Genomic DNA, 22,739 nt, shown 5'->3' on the forward strand with positions numbered 1-22,739 from the left:
TCTATCCTGCCAGCAGCCGCAGACAGCGGCTGCCCGGCCGGCCGTCGTCCGGTGTGCGCCAGGCGCCAGGCGTCAGGCGCCCGGCCGTTAGGGCCGCCAGCTGCCGCGTTCCTGCAGGACTTCCTTGAGCAGGTCGGCGCGGTCCGTGACGATCCCGTCAACGCCGAGGTTCAGGAGCCGGTGCATTTCGGCGGGATCATTGACGGTCCAGACATGCACGTGCAGGCCGTGCCGGTGGGCCCGCCGGACGAATCCTGGCGTCACCACAGTTACGGCGCCGTAACTGACGGGGACCTGCAGGGCGTGGACGCCGCGGAGCGCGCGTGCCGCCACGAGGCGCAGGAAGGGATCCGGCAGCACCGGGCCGAGCAGGACAAACAAGGCATTGGACACGATTCCGGCCGAGCCCGCGGCGGGCCGGCTCAGCTGTTTCAGCACGGCACGGCGTCGGCGGTCCGAGAAGCTGGCAATCAGCACGCGGTCATGCAGTCCGTAACGTTCGATCGCCGCAGCCAGGGCGTCCACCGACCTCCAGTCCTTGACGTCGAGATTTAGTCGGACCTCCGGAAAGGCAGTGACGAGTTCCTCGAAAAGCGGGATGGGCTCGGCCCCGCTGATCCTGGCGCGGGCAACAGTCTCGGCGGAAAGCTCCGAGATCCGGCCGCTGCCGTCCGTGACACGGTCCAGGGTGTCGTCGTGGAACAACAGCAGGACGCCGTCGGCGGTGGTGTGGACATCGGTTTCCAGGTGCCGGTACCCCAGTTCGACGGCGGCGCGGAACGCGGCCATGGAGTTTTCCAAGCCGTCCCGGGAAAAACCGCGGTGAGCCATGGCGAGGGGTACTCCCGGCACGGCATCACCGTCGTCGCCCGGGCCGCCGGGGGCGAAAAAGGGATGCGGGTTCGTCACCCCTGAAGCGTACCGGAGCAGTCCGCCCGGGTGTCCGGATCAGGAAGCGTGCGGGAGGATTTCGACGCCATCGCTGCAGTGCAGCAGCGTGCGGCCGCGTCCGCCGTCGAGGTCTACCCAGACGGCGGTGTGATCCGAAGTGACGGCATGTACCTGGCCGCCCGTTTCATAGCCCGGCGCCAGGCGCACGCGGATGCGGTCACCCTGCCGAAGGCTCCGCCACCGGGCATCCGGATCCACCCGGCGCAGGGGCTGTTCGTGCAGGTTGTGTGTGCGGTACTTGGCCATAATTCCCCACCATCAGTGAATAATCTGTCGCGAATCTTCAGCGTAGGAGGCGAAGATGAACGCCAGTTGACCGAAAGCCGTGAGTCGGTGCCGCGGGTGCGGTGCGGCGCGGCGGCCGGCGGGCCGCGGCGGCCGGCGGGCCGCGGGGGCCGCGGGGGCCGGGGGCCGCGGGGGCCGCGGGCCGCGGGGGCCGCGGGCCGCCGATCCCGGCTCAGGGCAGCCGGACGCCCAGGGCTGCGAGCTTGGCCTCGAGGATCTGGGCAACACCGTCGTCGTCGAAATGCGGGGCCTGCTGGCCAGCGGCGCGGATGGCCTCCGGGTGCCCACTGGCCATCGCGTAGCCGTCACCGGCCCAGCGCAGCATCTCAATGTCGTTGGGCATGTCCCCGAATGCCACCACGTCATTTGATCCGATACCCAGTCCGGCAGCGTATTCTGCGAGGGTGACGGCCTTGTTGACCCCGGGGAGGGAGAGTTCCAGGAGTGCCATGTTCGGCGCAGAGTGGGTGGCCGCAGCCAGATGCGCGACGGCGGGCGTCACCTCGGCCAGGAATTCATCGGCGCTGCCCTCCCGGACGATAGCGAGGAACTTCACCACGGAGTCGTCCGCCGAGAGGGTGCTGTGCAGCGGCGCGGGGGTGAATTCGGCGAGCAGCCTGCTTGAGCCGTTCTCGAGGAACCCCGGCTCGAGGTGGAAGCCGGTCAGCGTTTCGGCCGCGAACAACGCCGCGGGGCGCAGGCGCTGGATGATCCGGCGGGCCTCGAAGACGGCGTCGAGCTGTAGGCCCCGGGCCGACACCATCCGGTCCGCCGCCAGGTCCCAGACCACCGCGCCGTTGGAGCAGATGACGGTTCCGGTGTGGCCCAGCCGGTCCTGCAGGGGGTGGAGCCAGCGTGGCGGACGTCCGGTGACGAAGACGAGTTCCACTCCGGCATCGCGGCAGGCATGGAACGCCCGGACCGTCCGGTCACTGATTCTGCCATCGTGGCCGAGGATCGTTCCGTCAATATCACTTGCTACCAGCCGCATACCGCCAGTCTACGTCGGCGGGCCGGGGCGGGTTCCCATTCCGCGCAGCCTGGCGCATGGGGGGCCCACCGTCCTGCGGGCGCCATTTCGACGGTTCCGTGCGCGCTCGACGCTTGTTTACGTCGAGTGCGCACGGAACCGTCGAAACGGGCCTGTTAGGTGCCGGTGCCGTCCGGGGCCTGCGCCCTTTGCTCCATCCGGTTCAGTTCCGCGCGGCTGGGCGGGTTGGCGCCGGCCCGGGACACCGTCACGGCTGCCGCGAAGGCGGCACGGGCCAGGAGTTTTCGGAGGCTGCCGGCGGAAATCCCACGGAGGTTCTTGCGGTTCTGCGCCCCGACCAGGCCCAGATCCACCACGCCGGACAGCAACGCCGCCATGAAGGAATCCCCGGCCCCGACCGTATCCGCCACGGTCACGGAAGGCGCGGGGAAGTGCGTTTCGCCGGAAGCGGTGACGCCCCAGGGCCCTTTGGCACCGCGGGTTACCACCACCATGGCCGGGCCTTCGGAACCGGCGGGTGAGAGCCAGCGGCGAGCCGAATCCAGCGGATCCGCACCCGGATACAGCCATTCAAGGTCCTCGTCGGAAGCCTTGACCACGTCGGCCAGCGCAACGAATTTTTCGGCCTGCCGGCGCGCGTAGGCAACGTCCGTGATGATGCTGGGCCGGCAGTTCGGATCAAAGCTGATCGTCGCCAAAGAATGGGCATGCTCGACGGCGGCGAGCACCTCGGCGGCGCCGGGCGCCAGCATGGTGGCGATCGAGCCGGTGTGCAGCAGCGTTGTGCCCTGCAGCAGGAACGGCAGCCGGTCCGCGAGGCCGGGCAGCTCCCAGGCGAGGTCGAAGGTGTAGCTGGCAGCGCCGTCGTCGTCGATCAGGGCGGTGGCCACGGACGTCGGCAGCCCGTCCGGCCCCATCGGGGACAGCACGGAACTGCTCTTCAGGTGCGCCGCAACAGATTCACCGTAGGCGTCGCGGCCGTAGCGGCCGATGAACTGCACCGGATGGTCCAGCCTCGCAAGCCCCACCGCCACATTGAGGGGGCTTCCGCCGACGTGGGCCTGGGTACCGGTGGAACGCTGGACCACATCAACAAGGCCCTCGCCAATAACTGTGAGCATGCTCATACTCTGCCAGAAAACCCCGACCCGGGGCGTCAGTATCGCCGAAGCCAATGTCGCCAGCGGCCGGTCTCGCCGAAGCCAATGTTGCCGGCGCCCGAAAGTTCCTGCGCCGTTTCCGGGGTAGTCCCGGGGGCCCCGCTGGACGGGCTATCGTTCGGAGCCGCCCTGCTGGTAGACATCCGGAATGCCGTCGTGGTCGGAGTCGATCTTCTCTTCCTCCTCCGCCTTCCGGTAGTGGCGGTTCCGGGTGCGCAGCACGGCGGTGGCCAGCAGGGCGGCCAGCACCGAGGCCGCGAGGATCCCCACCTTGGCGTGGTCATCGTGGATGTTGCCGTGCCCGAAGCTCAGCTCGGCCACCAGCAGGGAAACCGTGAAACCAATCCCGGCCAGAAGTGCCACGCCGAAGATGTCGATCCACTTAAGCGAGCTGTCCAGCGTTGCCCGGGTGGCTTTGGTCAGCAGCCAGGTGGTGCCCAGGATCCCGATTGGTTTGCCCAGGACGAGGGCCAGAATGATACCAACGGCCACAGGGTCAGTCAGGGCCGAGCCGAGTCCTTCCCAGCCACCCACGGCCACTCCGGCGGAGAAGAACGCAAAGATCGGGACGGCGATTCCGGCGGAGATCGGGCGGGAGCGGTGTTCGAAGATTTCGGCCAGGCCGGGTCCGGCGTCCGGCCCGCCGCTCGCCTGTGACCGCAGCACCGGGATGGCGAACCCCAGCAGGACGCCGGCCACGGTGGCGTGGATCCCGGAGGCGTGCACCAGGACCCAGGTAGCGAGGCCCAGCGGCAGCAGGATGATCCAGGCGGCTTGTGCGTTGACGCCGAAGAACCGCCGGTACTTCTGGGCCAGGAAGGTGTAAAGGGCCAGCGGAATGAGCGCCCACAGCAGCGGCAGGGCCTGGATGTCACTGGAGTAGAAGATGGCGATGATGGTGATGGCGATCAGGTCGTCCACCACAGCCAGAGTGAGCAGGAAGATGCGCAGGGCGCTGGGCAGATGCGAGCCGATGATGGCCAGCACGGCGACGGCGAACGCGATGTCCGTGGCAGTGGGAATCGCCCAGCCCCGCAGGGTCTCCGGGCTCGCGAGGTTGACGACGGCGTAGATAACCGCCGGGATGATGACGCCGCCCACTGCCGCAGCGACCGGCACAATCGACTTGCTCAGCTGCCGCAGGTCCCCGGCAATGAACTCGCGTTTAAGTTCAAGGCCCACCAGGAAGAAGAAGATGGCGAGCAGCCCGTCGGCGGCCCACGTGCCGAGGCTCAGTTCAAGATGCCACGGCTCGTAGCCGATCTTGAAGTCGCGCAGGGCGAAGTAGCTCTCCGAAACCGGCGAGTTGGCCCAGATGAGGGCGATCACGGCGGCTGCGACGAGCAAGGCGCCGCCGACCGTCTCCTTGCGGAGGATCTCGCCGATCCGGAGGAATTCGGCGTAGCTTCCGCGGCCCAGGACTGTGGTGAGGCGGGGGCGGGGGGGAGGTGTGGGGCTCATACGGGAGTCCTAAAAGTTGGGTCGACAGAACTATGCCGACCAGACTTCCCGGCGCACCTGCACCCCAGTCTAGTGGGTCAGGCCAGGGTGCTGAAGCGTTCGGCTTTGGCCTTGCTGCCCTGGACGATGATCTGGTCGTCGTCGTAGAGCACCGTCTGCGCGGTCGTGTGGCCCCAGATCCCGCCGGGACGTTTGACTGCCACGATGGTGATGCCGTACTTGTCCCGGAGGCCCAGTACTCCCAGCGGCCGGTCGCGTACGCCGGCGGGCGGGCTGGTCCGGATCATCACGAAATCGTCCTCGAATTCCACATAGTCAAGAATCGAGCCGAGGACCAGGTGCGCGACGCGCTTGCCCATGTCGTGCTCCGGCCGGATGACGTGCTCGACGCCGAGCTGGCCCAGGATCTCGGCGTGCGGTTCACTGATGGCCTTGGCCCAGATCTGGGGATGCTGGAATTTCAGGATCCGGGAGGTCGTCAGGATGCTGGCTTCGATATCCGAGCCGATCCCGACCACCGCCCGGTCGAATTCGTGGACGGAGAGCTGGCGCAGCACCTCCTCCTTGGTGGAATCGGCCCTGACCACATGCGTGAGGCGTCGATTAAAGGACTGAACGATTTCTTCGTTGGAGTCGATGCCGAGCACTTCGGTACCCTGCGCCTCCAGTTCCAGGGCCAGCGAACCGCCAAAACGGCCGAGGCCGATCACCACCACCGAGGATGCCTTGTCGCTGGCGGCGGAGTGGGACGAAAAGATATTCCTAGCCAATGAGGGGCCTTTCCTTGGGGTACTCGTAGAGTGTGGGTCGTTCGCGCAGGGCCAGCGCCGCGCCGAGCGTCACCGGACCCAGCCTCCCGACAAACATCAGCAGGATCAGGACGAGCTGGCCCGCGGGAGGGATTGCGGCGGTGATGCCGGTGGACAGCCCCACCGTGGCGAAGGCCGAGATGACCTCGAAAAGAATCCGCTCCTGCCCGAAGTCGGTGATCAGCATCAGGAACATCGTGGATCCCGTGACCAGGGCGATCGCCAGGAGCACCACGGTGATGGCCTGGCGGTGGACGGCGCGGGACAGCCGCTTGCCGAAAATGTTCACGGCCGTTCCACCCCGCAGTTCGGTGCTGAGGATGAAGAACAGCACAGCGAAGGTGGTGATCTTCAGGCCTCCGGCAGTACCGGCCGGGCCGCCGCCGATGAACATGAGGATGTCCATGCCCAGCCAGGAAACCGGATTCATCTGGGCTATATCGACGCTGTTGAAGCCCGCGGTGCGGGTAATGACGGACTGGAAGAAGCCGGCCAGCACCCGCTCGGCAGGATGGAGTCCGCCGAGGGTTGCCGGATTCGCCCATTCGACGGCGGTGAGGAACACGGTGCCGCCTACCAGGAGGATGGCTGAACCGACGAGGACGAGCTTCGTGTTCATGCTCCAGTGGATCGGACGCCGGTAATGTCGGCCCAGTTCGAAGAGGACCGGGAATCCGAGTCCGCCGATGATCACCGCGGCGGCTATCGGCAGGCAGATCCAGGGGTCGCCGACGAACCCCATCAGGTTGTCCGAGTACAGGGCAAAGCCGGCGTTGTTGAAGGACGAAATTGAGTGGAAGACCCCGTGCCAGGCCGCCTTGCCCAGCGGATAGCCGTACCCGGCCATAAACCGGATGCTGAGAATCAGCGCCAGGGCCGCTTCCACGGCGAGGCTGATGAGCAGCACGCCGACCAGCACGCGGCGGACGTCGCCGAAGCCGCTGCTCTTCGTTTCCGTGGCAGCGGATATCCGGGACTTCAGCCCCAGCCTGCGGGCGGTCAGGACGCCCAGCAGCGTGCCAAACGACATAACACCAAAACCGCCGATCTGGATCAGGACGAGGATGACCACCTGGCCGAATCCGGTCCAGAAGACCGGCGTGTCCACGGTAATCAGGCCGGTGACGCAGATCGAGGAGGTGGCAGTGAACAGCGCTTGCAGAAACGTCGCCCCACCCTCGCCTGCCTTGGCCACCGGGAGCAGGAGCAGTACGGTGCCGGCGGCCACTGCACCGGCGAAGCCGAGGACGATCACCTGGGCAGGGTGGCGCGGCGCGAAGGACCGGACGAACTTGGTGACGCCCGTTGCCAGGGCGTGCAGGAACGCGGGAACTTCAGCTTGCATAGGGGTCACGCTACCACCGGGCGGGGGCTGCACCGGATGGGGTTCTGCTCAGCAGTTGCTGCACAAGTTCCCGGCACTTCCGGTAGGCGGCGGCCTTTGGGTCAATCAGGGCGAAGTGGTCCCCCGGCACCTTGAGCAGCTGGACCGGGGCGCCGGCAGCCTTGGCCGCTGCGGCATAGGACTCAGACTGGCTCACCGGAACCGTGTCGTCTTCTGTGCCGTGGACGGCATATACGGGGATGCCCAGCGGCAGCGCACTCATGGGGTCCACGTATTTATGCCGTTTGGGGTATTTTTCCGAGGAGCCGCCCAGTAGGTTGCTGACCGCGCCGTTGCTGAGGTTCAGCCTTTCCGCCTCGGCCAGATTCAGCACTCCTGACTGACTAACGACGCCCGTGAGGTTCACCTCGCCGTCGTCGTCCTTGCGCAGCAGTTGGCGGTCCGCGTCCGGGGCACCGAGCTGCCCGAGCCGGCTTCGTCCGGCCGCCCAGAGGGCCAGGTGGCCGCCGGCGGAGTGGCCCAGGGCCACCACGCTGTCAAGTCCGAGTCCGTGGTCAGCCGCTACGTCACGCAGTTTGTCGATCCCGGCCAGCACATCGGAAAAGGTGTTCGGCCAGCCGCCGCCGTTGCCGGCGCGGCGGTACTCCAGGTTCCAGGCGGCCATTCCGTGCGCCGCAAGGTCCTTAGCGAGGGGTTCGCCGAGTTCGGCACCGTACTGCGAGCGCCAGTAGCCGCCGTGGATGACCACCACCACGCCCTTGGGCACGGCAAGATCCGGCAGGAAGAGCTCCCCCCACTGGCTGGAGTCATCGCCGTAGCTGTACTTGTGCCGCTTCACAGTGTCCTCCTCAGGGCCTGCTGAACAGGCGGCGGAGACTGCCCCCAGAGTCGCGGCCGCTGCGGCCGCGATCAAAGCCCGACGCCGCACATCAGCCATGGGGAGAGCCTACCTTGGGTGCCGCGCGGCGGTGCGTAAGGCGGCGCCGTCGTCGTACCTCCGCCGTAAGCTGGACGCATGGCGAGTAACTGGGACCGGCTGGAACCGAGCCTGCGCGAATCCGTGCAGGACAACGTGGAACTCTACGAGCGGGTCCGTCCTGCCCTGAAACTGGTGACCCGCGAGGTCCTGCTGACGCTGCGGTCCATGCTGAAGGGCACCGAGGTGACCCCGCTGTTCGTCACCGGCCGCACCAAGACCGTGGAATCCTTCCGCGAGAAGATCTCCCGCACCGAGGAGCCGCTGGAGCCCGGCGGCCCTCCGGTACTTAAGTTCCCCGACCCGTTCCGGACCCTGAATGACATGGTGGGCATCCGCGTGATCACCAAACTGCCGGCGGAAAACGCGGTGGTGGCCAACCTGATCAAGCGCCAGCGTCAGCTCTTCGACTGCCGCGGGGACCGCGAAAAGGACATCGGCTCCATCGAGTCGGGGACTTACGGCTACTCCAGCCGGCACCTGATCCTGCGGACCATCCAGAACGAGGCCGTCAAGGAGTATCAGCAGGCTGTCAACCCTGATGTCCAGCCGAACGGCAGCTACTTCTTCGAATGCCAGATCCGCACCGTGTTCGCGCATGCCTGGAGCGAGATCGAACACGACATCCGTTTCAAGGCCGAGGACCCGCGTGCCTGGACCCCGCACTTCGACCGCCAGTTCACCGCCACGGCCGCCATGCTCGAAACCGTGGAAGGGGCGTTCGCTGACCTGCACGAGCGCTACGAGGAGGTCCGCAGCTACTGGGACATGGACGGCGAAGGGGCCGCGCCGCTCACCCCGAACCGGATCCGCGACGTGTGGCGGACGCTGCTGCCGCACGTGGACCGGAAGGTCGACGACGACTGGGGCTGGGCCGCCGAACTCATGGCGGCGCACGGGCTCAACCAGACCATGCAGCTCGCCGGGCTGCTCAGAGCCAACCGGATCACCGAGGTCCGCAAGGCCCTGGACCACCGCTACTCTCCCGGCCCGGACCGGCTGCTGGATGACCTGCTGCTCTGGCAGTACGGCACCAAACACATCGAACTCACCGCTGAACCGGCCGACGCCGTCCCGCACCCGCGGCGCGACAGCCTCCTGCGGCGGCTGAAGCAGATTGAGCGGTACCGGCTGACGCAGGGGTAGGGAACGCGCTGATCCTAGAGCGCGGTTGGCTCCAGCCGTTCCTCGAGCACTTCAGCGGTTGGGCCCCCGGACTTTTCCAGCCGCACCCGGTAGGCGGCTTTGTCTGGCACTTCAGTGAGCGCTTCGACGAGTTCGGTCCCGCGGTAGAGCAAGCCCACGCCGTCATCGGTGCAGTGGGTCTCGCCTAACGTCCCGTCCGCCACCAGACGGTGCACGAGGGGACGGCGTGCAGCTTCGGAGTCGTAGTGGACCCCGTTGTCGTACGGCAGCAGCCCCAGCCCGTTGCCCACAGCGCGAAGCTCGGGTCCGAACGAATCGGTGGTCCCGCCGTCGAACCAGCAGATCGAACCGGCCGACACCCCACCGCTGATCCCCGCTGGCGGTGCCGACGTGGGCAACTTTGGGCGCCCGGCCGGTGGCACCGGACAAGTCCACCGCGTGATGGACCAGCTTGTTGAATTGCAGCCGTGTCCGCGCCCCAGGTTTGTAGCCACCGGAGGTCGCAAGAATTGTCGGGCTTTCGGCAGCCATAGCTGGGTCCTCCTTGGTCGGGGAAGTGCGGTGGTGGAGTCGAGCGTACAGGCGGCCGGGCCTCCCGGGCTTTTTCGATGCGCAAATCCCCCGGCGCTACCGGAATTCCGGTAGCGCCGGGTTATTTGCGCGTCGCCGGGCGGGTTGCGCGTCGCCGGGCGGGTTGCGCGTCGGGGTCAGGCGAAGCGCGCCAGGGGGTTCCGCAGCCGGCCGGATTTCTGCAGGCCACCGGATGGGTCGGTGAGGTCCAGCATCTGCAGGTTGTTGCGCAGCTGCAGACGGTTCAGGCAGGACAATTCGAAGTCCTCCGCGAACAGTTCATGCCGGGCAAACTGCTCCGCGAGCTCGGGGTGCTCGCCCTGGTAGCTCCGGAGGACGGCCGCGGCGGCCCGCCAGAACTCGTCGCCGCTGAGCTTGCCATCTTCCTCCAGCTGGGCGCTGAGGAACCGGAAGATGCAGTCGAAGACGTCGGTGAAGATGGCGAGGACCATCTCCTCGTCGGGGATCTCCACCTTAATCCGTGCCACGTCTTCGGGCAGATCCAGCCGGTCACCCATGACCACGATCTCCTCGGCGATGTCCTTCATGACGGCACTGACGGGGACGCCGTTTTCCAGGATCAGGATGACGTTCTCGCCGTGCGGCATAAAGGCCAGCTCGTAGGAATAGAGGCAGTGAGCCAGCGGCACAAGATAAACCTCGAAGTATCGGCGCAGCCACTCCGCGGGTTCCAGGCCGGAACGCTCGATCAGCGCGGAAACCATCGGCTTGCCCGCGGCGTCAACGTGAAGGAGGGCGGCCATGGTGGTCAGTTGCTGCCCCTGTTCCAGCAGCGGCAGCGGACTCTCCCGCCACAGCGCGGAGAGCATCTTCCGGTACGGCGAATCCTTGGCGGTTGCCGCCTCGTAGTAGCCGTTGTGATAACCGATGGCAGCCACTTCCCGGATCACTTTCAGGCCGCGCTTCTGCAGCGCGGCGTCACTGTGGATCAGCCCGTGGAGCCAGTCGTTGATGGCCGGCGTGGCTTTCATGTACTGCGGCGACAGGCCCCGCATGAAGCCCATGTTCAGCACGGACATGGCCGTCTTCACGTAGCACTTCTCCGGCGACACCGTGTTGAAAAACGTGCGGATGGATTGCTGGGCCTGGTAACGGTCCGCACCGGTCCCCAGATGGACGATGTGCCGCTGCGCTAATTCGGCGGCGAAGGTCACGGTGAGCTTGTTATCCCATTGCCAGGGGTGGACCGGCATCAGGAAGTACTCCGCCGGATCAAGGCCCCGGGCGCCGAGCTCTGCGGTGAAGTACGCGACGGCGGACGTCCCCAGTTCCGCGTCGAGGTGGTTCCGGTAGCCGAGCCCCCCGCTGGCGGTGAAGACGGCCTTGCTCCGGTGCACCGCGATCCACTCCAGCTGCACGGGGGCTGCGGCCTCGGGCGCAAAGGCGCGGAAGTCGGCAATACCGAAGCCCAGCCGTCCGTTGTTGGCCACGAAGCAGGGGTGGCCTTCGGTCATGCTCCGCTCGATGGCCTGGAAGTCGACGGCGGCGTTGGCCCCGCCGGTCACGCCGGCTGCCAGCTCCTCGGCAGACGGCTGGCCCCTCCACTGCTTGTACGCGTGGCTGGCAAGCGTGCTGCTGATTTCTTCGAGATAGACCGGGAGCATCTCCTCGCGGATTCCCAGGGTGCCCCGGAATTCCGTGATGAAGCGCAGGGCATCGAGCTCAAGCCCCTCCTCCGCGGGACATGCCCATTCTTCGGCCCCCGAACCTGGCAGATCGGAACATGCCCCCGCGTCGAGGCGGCGGATGGACATGTCCGCGATGGACCAATGGTCGAGCTCCAGTCTCCGGGCCGTAAAGCGGTACTCCACGGCGCCGTCGTCGCTGATGATGCGGTAGTCGGCCGCTTTCTGCGCAACCCCCAGGACGTTCTGGCCGGATTCGACCGGCCCAGGTTCGCCAGGCCCGAACCCTTCAGCTCCACACCCCTCCGGCACCACGAGTTCCGGCACCAGGATCCGTTCGTGCGAGAACTCGGCGAGTGCCTTGCGGATGAGATGCCGGTTGGCGGCGGCCCAGCGTTCCGGCGTCAGATGGGCTGCGGCGGTACTGGAGGTCAGAACGGATTCACGTGCGGCGGTGGTCATAGTGGTGCTCCCTGGCGGGTCGGGGACAGGTGAAGCCCGGTGCGGGCCGAGTGGAAGGCTTCCCGGGTGCAGAAGCTGAGCAGCGCCCGCTTGCCGGGTAGCTCCACGAATCCGGCGGGCTCGAAGCCCAGCCGTGCGTTAAGAATGTGGATTTTCGTGTTGCGGGCGTCGGGTTCCACCACAACGCGCTCCACCTCCGTGGCGGCAAAAAGCCGTTCCAGGGCGGCTTCCATGACGGCGGCGGTGAAGCCCGTCCGGACCGGGCCGGCCGGCGGGGCGACCAGGAGGTGCATCCCGAGATCCCCCGGTTGGACGGAGTACACAGGGGCAAGCGGCGACAGCGCCGGACGGTATTCCTCCAGCAGGAAGGCGGGGACACCGTCGTCGAGCCCCAGCAACGCGTGGTGGTGACCGCTCGACCGGATTCTTGAGTACTCCGCCACGACGTCGTCAACGGTGCAGCCGAGCATGCCCCAGAAACCGGCGTACTCCCGTGTCACCCAGCTGTGGAGGAGCGGCGCGTCGGCCACTGGGTCCAGGCAGCGGAACGTGAAGCTCATGCCGAAACGTCCGCTGTTTCGGGGAAGCCCGCCGGGGATCCTGGCTGCGGCGGCGGGCCGAAGTGCTGGAACGCGATGCTGCGCTCCACCGGATAGATCTCGCGGCCCGTAATCTCGCGCAGGATGCAGGAGTTGCGGTAGGCGGCCATACCCAGGTCCGGCGTGACGAAGCCGTGGGTGTGCAGTTCTGCGTTCTGGACGAATATCTCGCCGGGTTCAACGCCGGTGCTGTAGTTGCGCTCCACGGCGAACCTTCCGTTACTGTCCCGCGCGATCCGGTCCTGTACCCCCGCCAGGAACGCCGGTTCCCGGTATGCGTAGCCGGTGGCGAGCACCACGGCCCCGGTCTCCAAGGCGTAGCCGGCGCCGGTCTCCGCATGCCGCAGCCGCAGCGTGTGCAGTCCCGCCGCCGCATCCCAGGAGGCTCCGGTGAGTTCCGAGTGGGTGAGCAGCCGGGTATCCACCATCCCGGAAAGGCTCTTGGTGTACAGGAGGTCGTAGATGGCGTCGATGAGCCCGGAATTAATGCCCTTGTAGAGGTTTTTCTGGCTCTTGATGAGGCCGTCGCGCTGCTCCTGCGGGAGAGTATGGAAGTAGTCCACGTACTCCGGCGACGTCATCTCGAGCGTCAGCTTGGTGTATTCGAGCGGGAAGAACCGGCCGGACCGGGTGACCCAGTTCAGCTGGTAGTTATGGACGTCGATCTCCTGCAGCAGCTCGTAGTAGATTTCCGCGGCACTTTGCCCGCTGCCCACGATCGTGATGCTCCGCTGGCGCTGGAGTTCACTCTTCCGGGGCAGGTACCCGGCGTTGTGGAGGACCAGCCCGCCGCCGTCGATGATGCCGTCACAGGCCGCCGGAACCAACGGCGAGGTTCCGGTGCCCAGCACCAGCCGCCGAGCGTGCAGCACCTCCGGCCCGTCCGGGCCGTCCACCGCCAGCCGGTACACGCCGCCGTCGTGCGTTATCCCCCGGACGTCCGTGCCGAAGCGGACGGACTCCAGCTGGCCGGCCACCCACTGGCAGTACTGGTTGTACTCGGCGCGCAGGGGGTAGAAGCTTTCGCGGATGTAGAAGCGGTAGAGCCGTCCCGTCTGCTTCAGGAAGTTCAGGAAGGAAAAGGGCGACGTCGGGTCGGCGAGGGTCACGAGGTCGGCCAGGAAGGGGACCTGCAGGTGGGCCGGTTCCAGCATCATGCCGGGGTGCCAGTCGAAGGATTCCCGGCGTTCCAGGAAGATGCCGTCCAGCCCGTCGACGGGCTCGCTCAGCGCCGCGAGGCCGAGGTTGAAGGGCCCGACGCCGACGGCGGCAAAGTCGTGGACGCGCTGCGGCGCCTGTGCGCTGCGGGCGCTCATGCCCTCGCCTCCGGCCGGGCGAGCAGCGATGCCCCGGTGGACCGCAGCAGCTCGAGGATGCCGCGGATGTCCTCCAACGTCGCCTCGGCATTGAGCAAGGTGAACTTCAGGTAGTGCCGGTCCGCCACCTTTGTACCTGCCACGACGGCCTCGCCGGAGGCAAAGACGGCGGAGCGGATGTCCTGGTTAAGGCCGTCCGCGGCCTCGTCGGACACGCGGCTGCCGTCCGGGTGAAGCGGCCGGAAGCGGAACACCAGGGTGCTCAGTTGCGGCGGTGCGGCGAGTTCAAAGTCGGGGTCCGAGGCCAGCACCTCCCCCACGCCCGACGCCAGGTCAATGGCCTGGTCAAAGAGCGCGCCGAGCTGGCCGGCTCCCATGATCCGCAGCGTCAGCCAGAGTTTCAGGGCGTCGAAACGGCGGGTGGTCTGAATGCTCTTGTCCACCTGGTTGGGGCGGTCGACGGCGGCGGCCGGGTTCAGGTAGTCGGCGTGGTATCTCACATGCCGGAGCGTGGCCGCGTCGCGGACCAGGAGGGCACTGGAACTGACCGGCTGGAAGAACGTTTTGTGGAAGTCGACGGTGACGGAATCGGCCCGGTGGATCCCGTCCAGCAGGTGCCGGTGCCGGCCGGACACCATCAATCCGCCGCCGTACGCCGCATCCACGTGGAACCAGGCGCCGGACCCGCGCGCCGCTGCAGCCAGCTCCGCGAGGGGATCAATCGCGCCGAAGTCGGTGGTGCCGGCCGTGGCCACAATCGCCATCGGCACCAGTCCCTCGTCCCGGGCCCGGGCCAGTTTGCCGGTCAGGGCACGGGGATCCATCCGGTGGTCCGGCCCGCACGGCACCGGCACGACGGCGTCGTACCCCAGCCCCAGCATCGACGCGGATTTCTCGATGCTGAAGTGGCTGTCCGCCGACGTGAAGATGCGCAGCTTCTCCAGGAGCGACGGCAGTCTGAACCCGTCATTTTCCGGATCCAGCCTCTGCCATTCCACGGCCTGGTTCCGGGCCAGCAGCAGGGCCTGGAAATTGGACTGGCTCCCGCCCGAGGTGAAGACGCCGTCCGCGGCTGCTCCCAGCCCAAGCTGCGCCGCGGCCCAGGCGATGAGCCTGCGCTCGATCAGTGTTGCACCGGCGCTTTGATCCCAGGTGTCCATCGAGGAGTTCACCGCAGACAGGACAGCCTCGGCAACGAGGGCCGGGATGACGACGGGACAGTTCAGGTGGGCCGCGTACTTGGCGTCGTGGAAGTAGACGGCATCCCGGAGGTAGACCTCCTCCAGTTCCTCGAGGGCAGCCGCAGTGTCGGGCAGCGGGGTGTCGAGATCCACGCTGTCGACCCGGGACTTCATCTCGCCGGGCGTGACACCGGTGAACGGACGCGTGCAGCGCGATACCTTGGCGGCCGCAGCCTCCACACCCTGCAGCACCTGGGCCGAGTACCGGGCCGCGTTGCGGGCATTGAAAAGGTGGGCGGTGGCCGATTTCACCAGCTCCGTCCGGGAGTCGCACAGGGTCGCCGGCCCGGGCGGGGATGCGTGATTGGGCACAGGAGTTCGAGGCGTCACAGAGGAATCCTTCGGTTGACGTTGTCAGTACTTAGCCAACCCTTACTTAGGCAGGCCTTAACGTCAAGTTTGTATGACTTAATTCCTCCGGGCGCTGTGCTCGGCCCTATCTGTGGGCGTAGGTGAGGCAGTCGGCATTGTCCGCCCCGGGCCCGACGTGCACCTCGGCGGCATTGCACATCAAGTGGTCGTTGTTGGCACATTCGGAGCGTTGGCAAGCTCCGACGTCGGCCAGCACCTTGGGTAGGCCGCCGTGGACGCCGATATCGATGAATGTGGCGCAGGAGGCGTGATTTTCAGCACCGCCCACCGTGATGGCGGCGGCGTTGCACGAAGAGTGATCGTTGAAAGAGCAATTGCTAACGCTGCAGTCGGCTACGTGAGTGCTCATTGGAAGGTCCTCCATGGTCTGGCCACCCGGGCTGGGCGGCTCCTTAAGTCCACGGTAGGCCCGGTCTGCGCAATCAAAAAGACCCAATTGTGTGAGCTAATTTGTCGGGGGTGCCGGGGCGGTCCTCTCCGGTGCTCACCGGCCCTGACCCAGTCCTGACCGGCCCGCGGAGGGTGACGGGCCGGCGGCCGGCGCGGCCCGATCGCGTCTTCGACGCGCGAAATTCCTGGCGCTACCGGAATTCAAGCCGCGCCAGGAATTTCGCGCGTCGCGGGGTGGTTCGCGCGTCGCGGGAGGGTTCGTGCGTCATGTCTCCGGGCCCCGGAACCTCGCAACGTACAGCCGCTGCCAGGGTGTCTCCACAGCACCCGGGAGGTAGTTCCGGCGGACGAAGGCTACCGCGTCCGCTGCCGGCACTCCGTCCAGGATGGCGATACAGGCGAGGGCGGTACCGGTTCGCCCGCGGCCGCCCAGGCATGCGACCTCAACCCGCTCGTCCGCGGCACGGCGCCAGGCGTCCGTCAGCGCAACAAGGGTGTCGGCGTCGTCGGCTGGCAGCCGGAGATCCCGCCACCGGACCCATCGGGAGTCCCAGCCGGGCGGCTCCGGAGCTTTGCCCAGCAGGTAGAGCCCAAAGCCGGGGTGCGGGCCGGCCGGAAGCGGCCTGCGCAGGCCGCGGCCGCGGATGAGGCGGCCGGAGGGAAGTTCGAGGACTCCCTCCGTCCCCGCCTCCCACGTCCGCGTCATGCTCCCGAGGGTAGCCCCTGCCGCTGGTGAATTGAGGCTGCCTCAGCGATCGCCGGGTGCTTCGCCGTTTCCGACGGCCTCAATCCAGTCGACGGCCTCGTCCGAGAAATGAAAGCCAGAGGGCCCGATCTCCCCCACCCACCAGGCGTCGAGTGCGACAGAGCCGCCGGCATTCGCGATCTCAACAAGAGTCTCCGCCGGAACTGCGTCGCCGTTGTTATCAATCAGCCGTTCCCGCGTCGAGGGCCGCAGCTTCGGCCACCATTGCTCGATACTCATGGTCGCAGTCTGTCATGGCCCGGCATCCGGTGATAGCCGGGCAGGACCAACGCGGGCTGGGGCACCGCACCTGGCAGCCAGCCTTGTCCGGTGACCGTGCGGACCGCTCGGGCCCTGTCATACCTCGTCACCCGGGCGTCCGGGAATCCGGCGAACTGCGGGACTCAGCGGCGCCAGCAGAACGGCGTCGTCGTTGACACTCGGAGCAGGCCGTAGCGTTCCAGAATCGGCCGCGAATATTCCGTTGAATCGCTGTGGATGAACCTTTTGCCCAGCGACAAGGCGGCTCGAGCCCGGGCCGCGGTGACGGCGCGGTAAATCCCCCGGCCGCGCCATTCTTCGCGTGTAGCCCCGCCCCAGATGCCCGCGAATTCCGTATCCGGAACCGGTTCCAGGCGGCCCGCACTGACAATCAGCCCCCGATATTCGGCCACCCACAATTCCATCCCGTCGTCGTGGGCCACCCGACGCAGGATGGCGTCAGCATTGCCGTCGGAGACGGGACTGCTGAAAACCTTGTCCTGCATGGCGCTCATGGCCCGGATATCCGGTTCTTCGGTCACTCTCCGCAGGCTCACACCGGGCGGGAGGGTGACATCCACACCCAGCGCGCTGGCCGGGCCGATCATGATCGACTCTGCCTCTTCAGGCATAAATCCGTTCTTGAGCAGCGCCGCAGTGAGCCCGGGCGCATGATCGTGACCGCGGGTCTTCCACTCGACCCGCACGATTGCCGGATCCTCACGGTAGAACGCAAGCGCGTCCACCACCCACTGCGCGATCGTTTCGGCGCTGGCTCCGTCCAGGTCCTGATAAGTCACAAAACCCCGCCCGCCGGCAAAGGTCACAAGACGCAGGGGACCCAACCGCTTGACGGCCATCGCGCCGGGGGTCTCCGCATCCGTTCGGAGCTGCTGATCGTAGGCCATGAGGAGCTGTTTCGAAGTAGTCATCGGCCTCCACGGTACAGCGGCGGCAAAGCGGCGGTGCAGCGTCCGGATCCGGAGTCGGGGGTTGCCGGCCAGGCGTTTGCTCCGGTCCCAGGGGCGCCACCTTCGTTCCACGAAAGACCGCTGGTCCCGCTGCGCGGACTCAAGCGGTCCGTCGGGAATCTGTCTAGACTGGCGCAATGAGGTCGAATTGGGGGATCTTCCGCTCTGCCGCCGTCGTCATGGTTGCCGGCCTGCCGCTGACCGCCTGCGGCGTGACCGACGTCGTTTGTCCGGCAGCGGGATGGGTCAGCACCATCACTGTGCGGCTCGAAGGCGACATCACCGCCGTCGACCGCGTTGAACTGTGCACCGCGGAGGGCTGCTCGGTTCCCGACGCAGCCCTGCCTCAGCCCGCTTCACCGAAATCGGCGGTTCCCAGCGCTCCGGTGGACCCTTCGCCGTCCACGGCCCCCTTCACCGTATCCCGGACGGCGGTCAATTCCTGGTTGTTCACCGTCCGTGGCCATTTGCCCGGCGAAGTCACAACTCGCGTGCTCACCACAGGCGGCACGCTGACCGCCGAGCAGCAGTCCCGGCTGGAATGGACCAGGGTGGGCGGCTCGGAGGAATGCGGCGGTCCCATGGCAACACAATCCATCACCCTTCGCCTACCAGTACGGCCGCAGTGACCGCGGCCGTCCACCAACAAAAGGATCTTCCATGACCTTTTTCCAGGACTTCCCGGTGCCGCCTGTTCCCCCGCGTGGGCGGGCAGAGACGAACGTGCCGCCGGCCTGGGCCGGCGCCCCGCCTGATGAACTCCCGGGCGTAGTTCACATCGGTCAGTTCCTGCACCGGAGCCCCACGATGGTGATGGCCGTCAAGAGCGCGGACGTCTTCTCAACGGGTTGTTCGTTCGACCTGTCCTGGACCATCCGTCGGGGTGAACAGACGGATGAGGAGTGGGCAGATCTCAACGCCGTGTTCTTCCGGCACTGGCCGGGCGCCCGCAACGGCTCCGGCGGGGCTTCGATGCTCCTGTTCGGCGCGGCTTTCTCTGACGGTTCAAAATCGAGCACCGGCTCGCACCCGTTCGGATGGTTCGAAGGCACCGAGGAGCCGGCTCCGCCGGTCCTCCTGTTGCGAAACGGAGGCGGGAACGGCGGCGACGACGAGTTATCCGGCTCGGGCGCGCTCTGGCTCTGGCCGCTGCCAGCGGCCGGGAAACTCCGGCTGGTCGCAGAGTGGAAAGACTTCGGCCTGGCGGAGTGCTCCATTTCCCTTGACAGTTCCCAGCTACACGACGCCGTGTCCGGCGTGCAGAAATTCTGGTGACCGTGCGTCCAGCCCCGCAGTGGAGCTTTCTCCCGCACGGCCAGGACTGCCGTACCGCTGCGCCGGACTTATGACCGGCGTCCTGGGATCGTCCGGAATTCCCCGACGGCGTCTGCTGGGGCTCGGCGCCGTGGCCGCCGCGTCGGTCGCAGGATGCGCCAGCGGGACCTCGTCCAGCAATGCCCCGCCCGTAGCATTGCGCGCCGGCAGTTTCACGTCACGGTTTCGCCCGCGGGTACTTACGGGTTGGTCCGTGGCAATGCCGGACTCCACCGGTGGCGCCGTCCCCGGCTCCCTGCCAGTGGCTCTCTTCCTGCATGGCGCGCACGCGGACCACCGTATGGTCTTCGACGACCTGGACGCGGACCGAGTCCTGGCACGGCATATAGCGCGCGGCGGGACGCCTTTCGCGATCGCGGCTGTGGACGGAGGCGAAAGCTGGTGGCACCGCCGCGCCTCAGGCACAGACACGCCGTCCATGCTGATGGAAGAATTCCTCCCGTTGCTGGCAGGCCAGGGAATCGACACCGGCAGGCTCGCAGTTTTCGGCCTGTCGATGGGCGGTTTCGGCGCCCTGCTCCTTGCCGCCCAGCACCGCCTCCCAGGTCTCCGCGCCGTGGCCGCCATGAGCCCAGCAGTCTGGAGCCTGTACGACGCCGGCCGGTCCGACAATTTTGACAGCGCCGCGGACTTTGCGTCCAACGACATCTTTGCCCTGCGGCCGGAGCTGACGGCACTGCCGAAGAGAATTGACTGTGGCACAGCCGACAACCTGCTCTTCAGCGTGAAGGACTATGTGCAGGACCTCCCGGGTGAGCACTCGGGAGGTTTCCAGCACGGCGGCCACGACACCAGCTACTGGCGATCCATCCGCCCGGATGTCGTCTCGTTCCTGGGCCGGAACCTGGCCTGATGCAGGCCGTGGGCGGCAGACGATCGGCAGGTCAGCGCGATGGGGCTGACCAACAGCGCGCTTCGGACGCCCGGCTATGACTGTGAACTTTGTGCGGCGGCTAAATCGCAGCCTGAAATGGCGGCCTTGCTATGCACTTCGCGGAACCTGGAACGGTTTCGGAGCCGCGTCCAGACGGAGAGAGCTGTCGCGCGGCGGCGGGCGCCGGGCGGGGCGGCGGGCGCGTTCCTAAACCTGTACCGCGGGCCACGGCAGGACCGTCAGCGAGGGCCATTCCGTGCTCCACCGCCTGGTTTTGGTCAAGTACACGTCCCTGGGCGCCAGCACTGGGTTCGGCACCACTTTGCGGGCAAAGAGGTCATCGTAACCGTGCGGCGCATACGTCGTGAGACCACCGTTTTCGTCCGCCGTGACTGCGAAGCAACAGGTCTTCGCGGCGAAGTGATCTATGGCGTCGGCGGTGCTGGTGAACGGCACCGCGGGGACCCCGAAATGCTCCTCGTACCAGAGATGCACGCGGGCTTCGTTGCGGACTTCGACCTCTGCGCCCAGGTCCCTGAAAAGTTGTCGCGCCCGGCGGATCACCGCGTCTTCGGCCTCATACGAGGTGTCCTCGTCAAAATAGAACAGATCGTAGTCCCGGATGCCGGCACCGGGGTCCCGTCCGTCCAGTACGTTCCAAACGGTCTGGAACAGCGCCCCGGCAGTCAGCCACCAGTCCCCGACACCGAGCCGCGGCGCCAATTGAAGGATCTGCCGGTTGACCGGATTCCTTTGGATATGGCCCAGAAAGAGTCGCTCATCATCGGAAGTCACCCGCTCATCCTGCCCCGGCCTGGCCGCGCACCCCGGAATCAGGCGCGGTGTTTCCGCCGCCTTGGGGGTCACCCCGCTTCGGCGCGAGGTCCTGTGGTGGTTGTGCTAATGCTCGCGCAGCCCGGAGTTCGCGTCGGCGACCCGACTCTCCAGGCCCTCCAGCAGCAACTCCAACCCGTAGTCGAACTCGTTCGCGAACGCGTAACCGCCATCGCCCAGCAGTTCGGCGAGCGAGCGCACGAGGTACGGATACAGCTCCGCCGACGGCGCGACCTTGGCGGCAAACGCCCCCTCGGCGCCGTCCCCCGGTTCGAACGGCAGGCTCGTCTCGGTCAGCGCGAACCCGTACACGTAGGCGTCGATCGCGGAGAACGCGTGTGTCGCGAGCGCGGCGCTGAAGCCCTCGGTCATCAGCACACCAATCAGCCGGTCGTGGTGCTGCAGCAGCGCCGGGCCCGGGTTGGGGCGCGATTCCATCATCCCGAGCGCCCACGGATGAGCGGTGAGCACCGACCGCGCCGATCGTGCCCGGGCCGTCATCGCCTCCCGCCAGGTGTCGCCGACCTCGGGCATCTCGATCCTCTCGAACACCCAGTCGGCCAGGTCATCAAGCAGCGCCTCTTTGTTTGGGATGTGGTGGTAGAGCGACATCGCCTCCACGCCGAGCACTTTCGCGACACTGCGCATGCTCACGGCGGGGACACCCGCGCGGTCGGCGACGGCGGCGGCGGCGTTGACGATCCGGTCTCTGCTCAGGGGTGTGCGAGGCGACATAGTCCCATCCTTGCGCACTTACGGGCGTAAGACTAAACTCGTGATCGACCCTTACGCCCGTAAGTCTTGTGTTTGACGAACCCCGAGAGGTCCATCATGTCCAGAACCACCACCACCGCCCCCGATGCCGCCGCGGCATCCAAGGCCGCCGGCCGCCTGCCACGGATCGACGTGCGCCTGCGGATCGCTGCGCTTTGGGCCGCCACGATGCTCGTCTTCGCCTACGTCGATTTGTTCTCCCTCTACCGCCCGGACGTGCGCGCCGGCCTGGAGCAGGGGACCATCGCGGTGTTCGACGTCGGTCAACTCTTCCTGCTTCTCGTCACCGTCTACGTTGCGGTGCCCGCCTCGATGGTCTATCTCAGCCTGGTTCTGCCGCACCGGGCCAACCGAATCGTGAACATCGTGCTCCCCGCGCTCTACGGCGTCACCATCATCGGCGCCGCGATCGGCGAATGGGGGTACTACGTCTTCGGCAGCGTCATCGAGGTGGTGCTGCTCGCGCTCGTCGTCGTGCACGCGGCGCAATGGCGGAGAGTGCCCGTTGCTGCTCGCTAACTGCGCAGTTCCGCGCGGTTGTGAATTCTAAGCGGTGAAGCCGTCTGTCCCATGCAGAGCATCAAGCCCCGGTCGAACCAGGCCCCTGTCTGACCCGATCCCCCTAAAGACGAGGACGGGGAGGGCGACGAGCTGAGCGAGCGATCGGAGCGTTCCTGTGCGGGAACCCCAACCGAGGATCAGGACGGGTGCCATGACCGGCCCGCCACTCGGCAGCCACACCCTACTGGAAGATTTCTGCTGGCCTCCCGTGGGCACAGTCCATTGGCCATTGACACGATAGACGTCAGCACGGCAAACGCCCGCGCGTTCACGCCCTTCACTGCACCGGCGTTGACGGATTTAGGGGCAGGGATTTAAGGGCAGGGATTTTAGGGGCAGGATGCCCCGTACATCGGCATCGACGCTGTCGATGATTCTCCCGTAGCAGGGTCGGCGACCCTTATGACGACACAGGCGGGCCTTCGGACGAGAGTCATTCCCGGAAACACAGCTGATCGGTCAGAGCACGCCGTGACGGTGTAACAGTCGGGCAGATGGAGCCGTCCCTCGCGCAATGCTTCGTTGGCTTCCCAGACCCCTGCGGAGGCAACGATGATGGCAGCATCCGCGGGACTTTCGATGCTGATTGCCCGCGTGCCAGTTCCGGGGTCAATTGCGACGGGTGTCCTTCCAGCCCCCGTAGTTCGTTCCGCCATTCGCCGTA

At 66.8% G+C, this 22,739-nt stretch carries 23 protein-coding genes and 1 pseudogene; 5 read left to right on the plus strand and 19 right to left on the minus strand.

What is annotated here, in order from left to right; translation table 11 throughout:
• Positions 1 to 87 precede the first annotated feature (87 nt).
• The 8 genes from RCH07_RS06005 to RCH07_RS06040 all read right to left on the minus strand — a co-directional run bounded on the left by RCH07_RS06005 (position 88) and on the right by RCH07_RS06040 (position 7,840).
• The gene (locus RCH07_RS06005) at positions 88 to 909 is read right to left on the minus strand and encodes a glycerophosphodiester phosphodiesterase (RefSeq protein ID WP_442784778.1); all 822 of its coding nucleotides are present in this window, start codon (positions 907 to 909) and stop codon (positions 88 to 90) included.
• Between the two features lie 39 nt (positions 910 to 948).
• On the minus strand, positions 949 to 1,197 hold the full coding sequence (locus tag RCH07_RS06010) for a hypothetical protein (protein ID WP_326966567.1): 249 nt from the start codon (positions 1,195 to 1,197) through the stop codon (positions 949 to 951).
• Positions 1,198 to 1,408: 211 nt separating this feature from the next.
• Positions 1,409 to 2,227 carry an HAD family hydrolase gene (locus tag RCH07_RS06015; RefSeq protein WP_326966568.1) on the minus strand — a complete coding sequence of 273 codons (819 nt, stop codon included), beginning with the start codon at positions 2,225 to 2,227 and terminating at the stop codon, positions 1,409 to 1,411.
• Between the two features lie 155 nt (positions 2,228 to 2,382).
• The gene (locus RCH07_RS06020) at positions 2,383 to 3,348 is read right to left on the minus strand and encodes a carbohydrate kinase family protein (protein ID WP_326966569.1); all 966 of its coding nucleotides are present in this window, start codon (positions 3,346 to 3,348) and stop codon (positions 2,383 to 2,385) included.
• A 150-nt stretch (positions 3,349 to 3,498) separates the two neighbouring features.
• On the minus strand, positions 3,499 to 4,848 hold the full coding sequence (gene nhaA / locus RCH07_RS06025) for a Na+/H+ antiporter NhaA (protein ID WP_326966570.1): 1,350 nt from the start codon (positions 4,846 to 4,848) through the stop codon (positions 3,499 to 3,501).
• 77 nt (positions 4,849 to 4,925) lie between these two features.
• Complete coding sequence (locus RCH07_RS06030) at positions 4,926 to 5,618, minus strand: potassium channel family protein (RefSeq protein ID WP_326966571.1); 693 nt, start codon at positions 5,616 to 5,618, stop codon at positions 4,926 to 4,928.
• On the minus strand, positions 5,611 to 7,002 hold the full coding sequence (locus RCH07_RS06035) for a TrkH family potassium uptake protein (protein ID WP_326966572.1): 1,392 nt from the start codon (positions 7,000 to 7,002) through the stop codon (positions 5,611 to 5,613). Before RCH07_RS06035 ends, RCH07_RS06030 begins: the two co-directional genes overlap by 8 nt.
• Positions 7,003 to 7,012: 10 nt before the next feature.
• Positions 7,013 to 7,840 (minus strand): alpha/beta hydrolase, encoded by an 828-nt coding sequence (locus RCH07_RS06040; protein WP_326966573.1) that lies wholly within the window; start codon positions 7,838 to 7,840, stop codon positions 7,013 to 7,015.
• 177 nt (positions 7,841 to 8,017) lie between these two features.
• Between RCH07_RS06040 and RCH07_RS06045 the strand changes: the two genes are divergently transcribed.
• Positions 8,018 to 9,124 (plus strand): GTP pyrophosphokinase, encoded by a 1,107-nt coding sequence (locus tag RCH07_RS06045; protein WP_326966574.1) that lies wholly within the window; start codon positions 8,018 to 8,020, stop codon positions 9,122 to 9,124.
• 14 nt (positions 9,125 to 9,138) lie between these two features.
• Here RCH07_RS06045 and RCH07_RS06050 read toward each other — a convergent pair.
• The 9 genes and pseudogenes from RCH07_RS06050 to RCH07_RS06090 all read right to left on the minus strand — a co-directional run bounded on the left by RCH07_RS06050 (position 9,139) and on the right by RCH07_RS06090 (position 17,658).
• Positions 9,139 to 9,655 (minus strand): annotated as a pseudogene (locus RCH07_RS06050) (Type 1 glutamine amidotransferase-like domain-containing protein).
• Positions 9,656 to 9,831: 176 nt separating this feature from the next.
• On the minus strand, positions 9,832 to 11,802 hold the full coding sequence (locus RCH07_RS06055; RefSeq protein ID WP_326966575.1) for an IucA/IucC family protein: 1,971 nt from the start codon (positions 11,800 to 11,802) through the stop codon (positions 9,832 to 9,834).
• Positions 11,799 to 12,362 carry a GNAT family N-acetyltransferase gene (locus RCH07_RS06060; protein ID WP_326966576.1) on the minus strand — a complete coding sequence of 188 codons (564 nt, stop codon included), beginning with the start codon at positions 12,360 to 12,362 and terminating at the stop codon, positions 11,799 to 11,801. Before RCH07_RS06060 ends, RCH07_RS06055 begins: the two co-directional genes overlap by 4 nt.
• Complete coding sequence (locus tag RCH07_RS06065) at positions 12,359 to 13,717, minus strand: lysine N(6)-hydroxylase/L-ornithine N(5)-oxygenase family protein (protein WP_326966577.1); 1,359 nt, start codon at positions 13,715 to 13,717, stop codon at positions 12,359 to 12,361. Before RCH07_RS06065 ends, RCH07_RS06060 begins: the two co-directional genes overlap by 4 nt.
• Positions 13,714 to 15,270 carry a pyridoxal phosphate-dependent decarboxylase family protein gene (locus RCH07_RS06070; RefSeq protein WP_326966595.1) on the minus strand — a complete coding sequence of 519 codons (1,557 nt, stop codon included), beginning with the start codon at positions 15,268 to 15,270 and terminating at the stop codon, positions 13,714 to 13,716. The genes RCH07_RS06065 and RCH07_RS06070 overlap by 4 nt, the downstream gene beginning before the upstream one ends.
• 124 nt (positions 15,271 to 15,394) lie before the next feature.
• Entirely contained in the window at positions 15,395 to 15,679 is a 285-nt protein-coding gene (locus tag RCH07_RS06075) for a DUF1540 domain-containing protein (RefSeq protein WP_326966578.1), read from the minus strand.
• 306 nt (positions 15,680 to 15,985) lie between these two features.
• Positions 15,986 to 16,426: a protein-tyrosine phosphatase family protein gene (locus tag RCH07_RS06080; protein WP_326966579.1), complete on the minus strand. Its 441-nt coding sequence runs from the start codon at positions 16,424 to 16,426 to the stop codon at positions 15,986 to 15,988.
• Positions 16,427 to 16,468: 42 nt separating this feature from the next.
• Entirely contained in the window at positions 16,469 to 16,705 is a 237-nt protein-coding gene (locus tag RCH07_RS06085) for a hypothetical protein (RefSeq protein WP_326966580.1), read from the minus strand.
• Positions 16,706 to 16,869: 164 nt separating this feature from the next.
• A complete protein-coding gene (locus RCH07_RS06090; protein WP_326966581.1) occupies positions 16,870 to 17,658 on the minus strand; it encodes a GNAT family N-acetyltransferase in 789 nt (262 codons plus the stop codon).
• A 176-nt stretch (positions 17,659 to 17,834) separates the two neighbouring features.
• Between RCH07_RS06090 and RCH07_RS06095 the strand changes: the two genes are divergently transcribed.
• From RCH07_RS06095 to RCH07_RS06105, 3 genes are all read left to right on the plus strand, one after another.
• Positions 17,835 to 18,326, plus strand: coding sequence for a hypothetical protein (locus RCH07_RS06095; protein WP_326966582.1), 492 nt, complete (start codon positions 17,835 to 17,837; stop codon positions 18,324 to 18,326).
• A 31-nt stretch (positions 18,327 to 18,357) separates the two neighbouring features.
• A complete protein-coding gene (locus RCH07_RS06100) occupies positions 18,358 to 18,972 on the plus strand; it encodes a hypothetical protein (protein WP_326966583.1) in 615 nt (204 codons plus the stop codon).
• A 259-nt stretch (positions 18,973 to 19,231) separates the two neighbouring features.
• Positions 19,232 to 19,885, plus strand: coding sequence for an alpha/beta hydrolase (locus RCH07_RS06105; protein ID WP_326966596.1), 654 nt, complete (start codon positions 19,232 to 19,234; stop codon positions 19,883 to 19,885).
• Positions 19,886 to 20,113: 228 nt separating this feature from the next.
• Here RCH07_RS06105 and RCH07_RS06110 read toward each other — a convergent pair whose 3' ends face one another.
• Positions 20,114 to 20,701 (minus strand): nucleotidyltransferase family protein, encoded by a 588-nt coding sequence (locus RCH07_RS06110; RefSeq protein WP_326966584.1) that lies wholly within the window; start codon positions 20,699 to 20,701, stop codon positions 20,114 to 20,116.
• 105 nt (positions 20,702 to 20,806) lie between these two features.
• Positions 20,807 to 21,475, minus strand: a complete 669-nt coding sequence (locus RCH07_RS06115; RefSeq protein ID WP_326966585.1) for a TetR/AcrR family transcriptional regulator C-terminal domain-containing protein — start codon at positions 21,473 to 21,475, stop codon at positions 20,807 to 20,809.
• 96 nt (positions 21,476 to 21,571) lie between these two features.
• On the opposite strand from RCH07_RS06115, the gene RCH07_RS06120 reads away from it, so the two are divergent.
• The gene (locus RCH07_RS06120; RefSeq protein ID WP_326966586.1) at positions 21,572 to 22,033 is read left to right on the plus strand and encodes a DUF6326 family protein; all 462 of its coding nucleotides are present in this window, start codon (positions 21,572 to 21,574) and stop codon (positions 22,031 to 22,033) included.
• Positions 22,034 to 22,739: the final 706 nt, after the last annotated feature.

It is taken from the genome of Arthrobacter sp. CG_A4, from assembly GCF_035985125.1.
Taxonomy (GTDB): Bacteria; Actinomycetota; Actinomycetes; order Actinomycetales; family Micrococcaceae; genus Arthrobacter.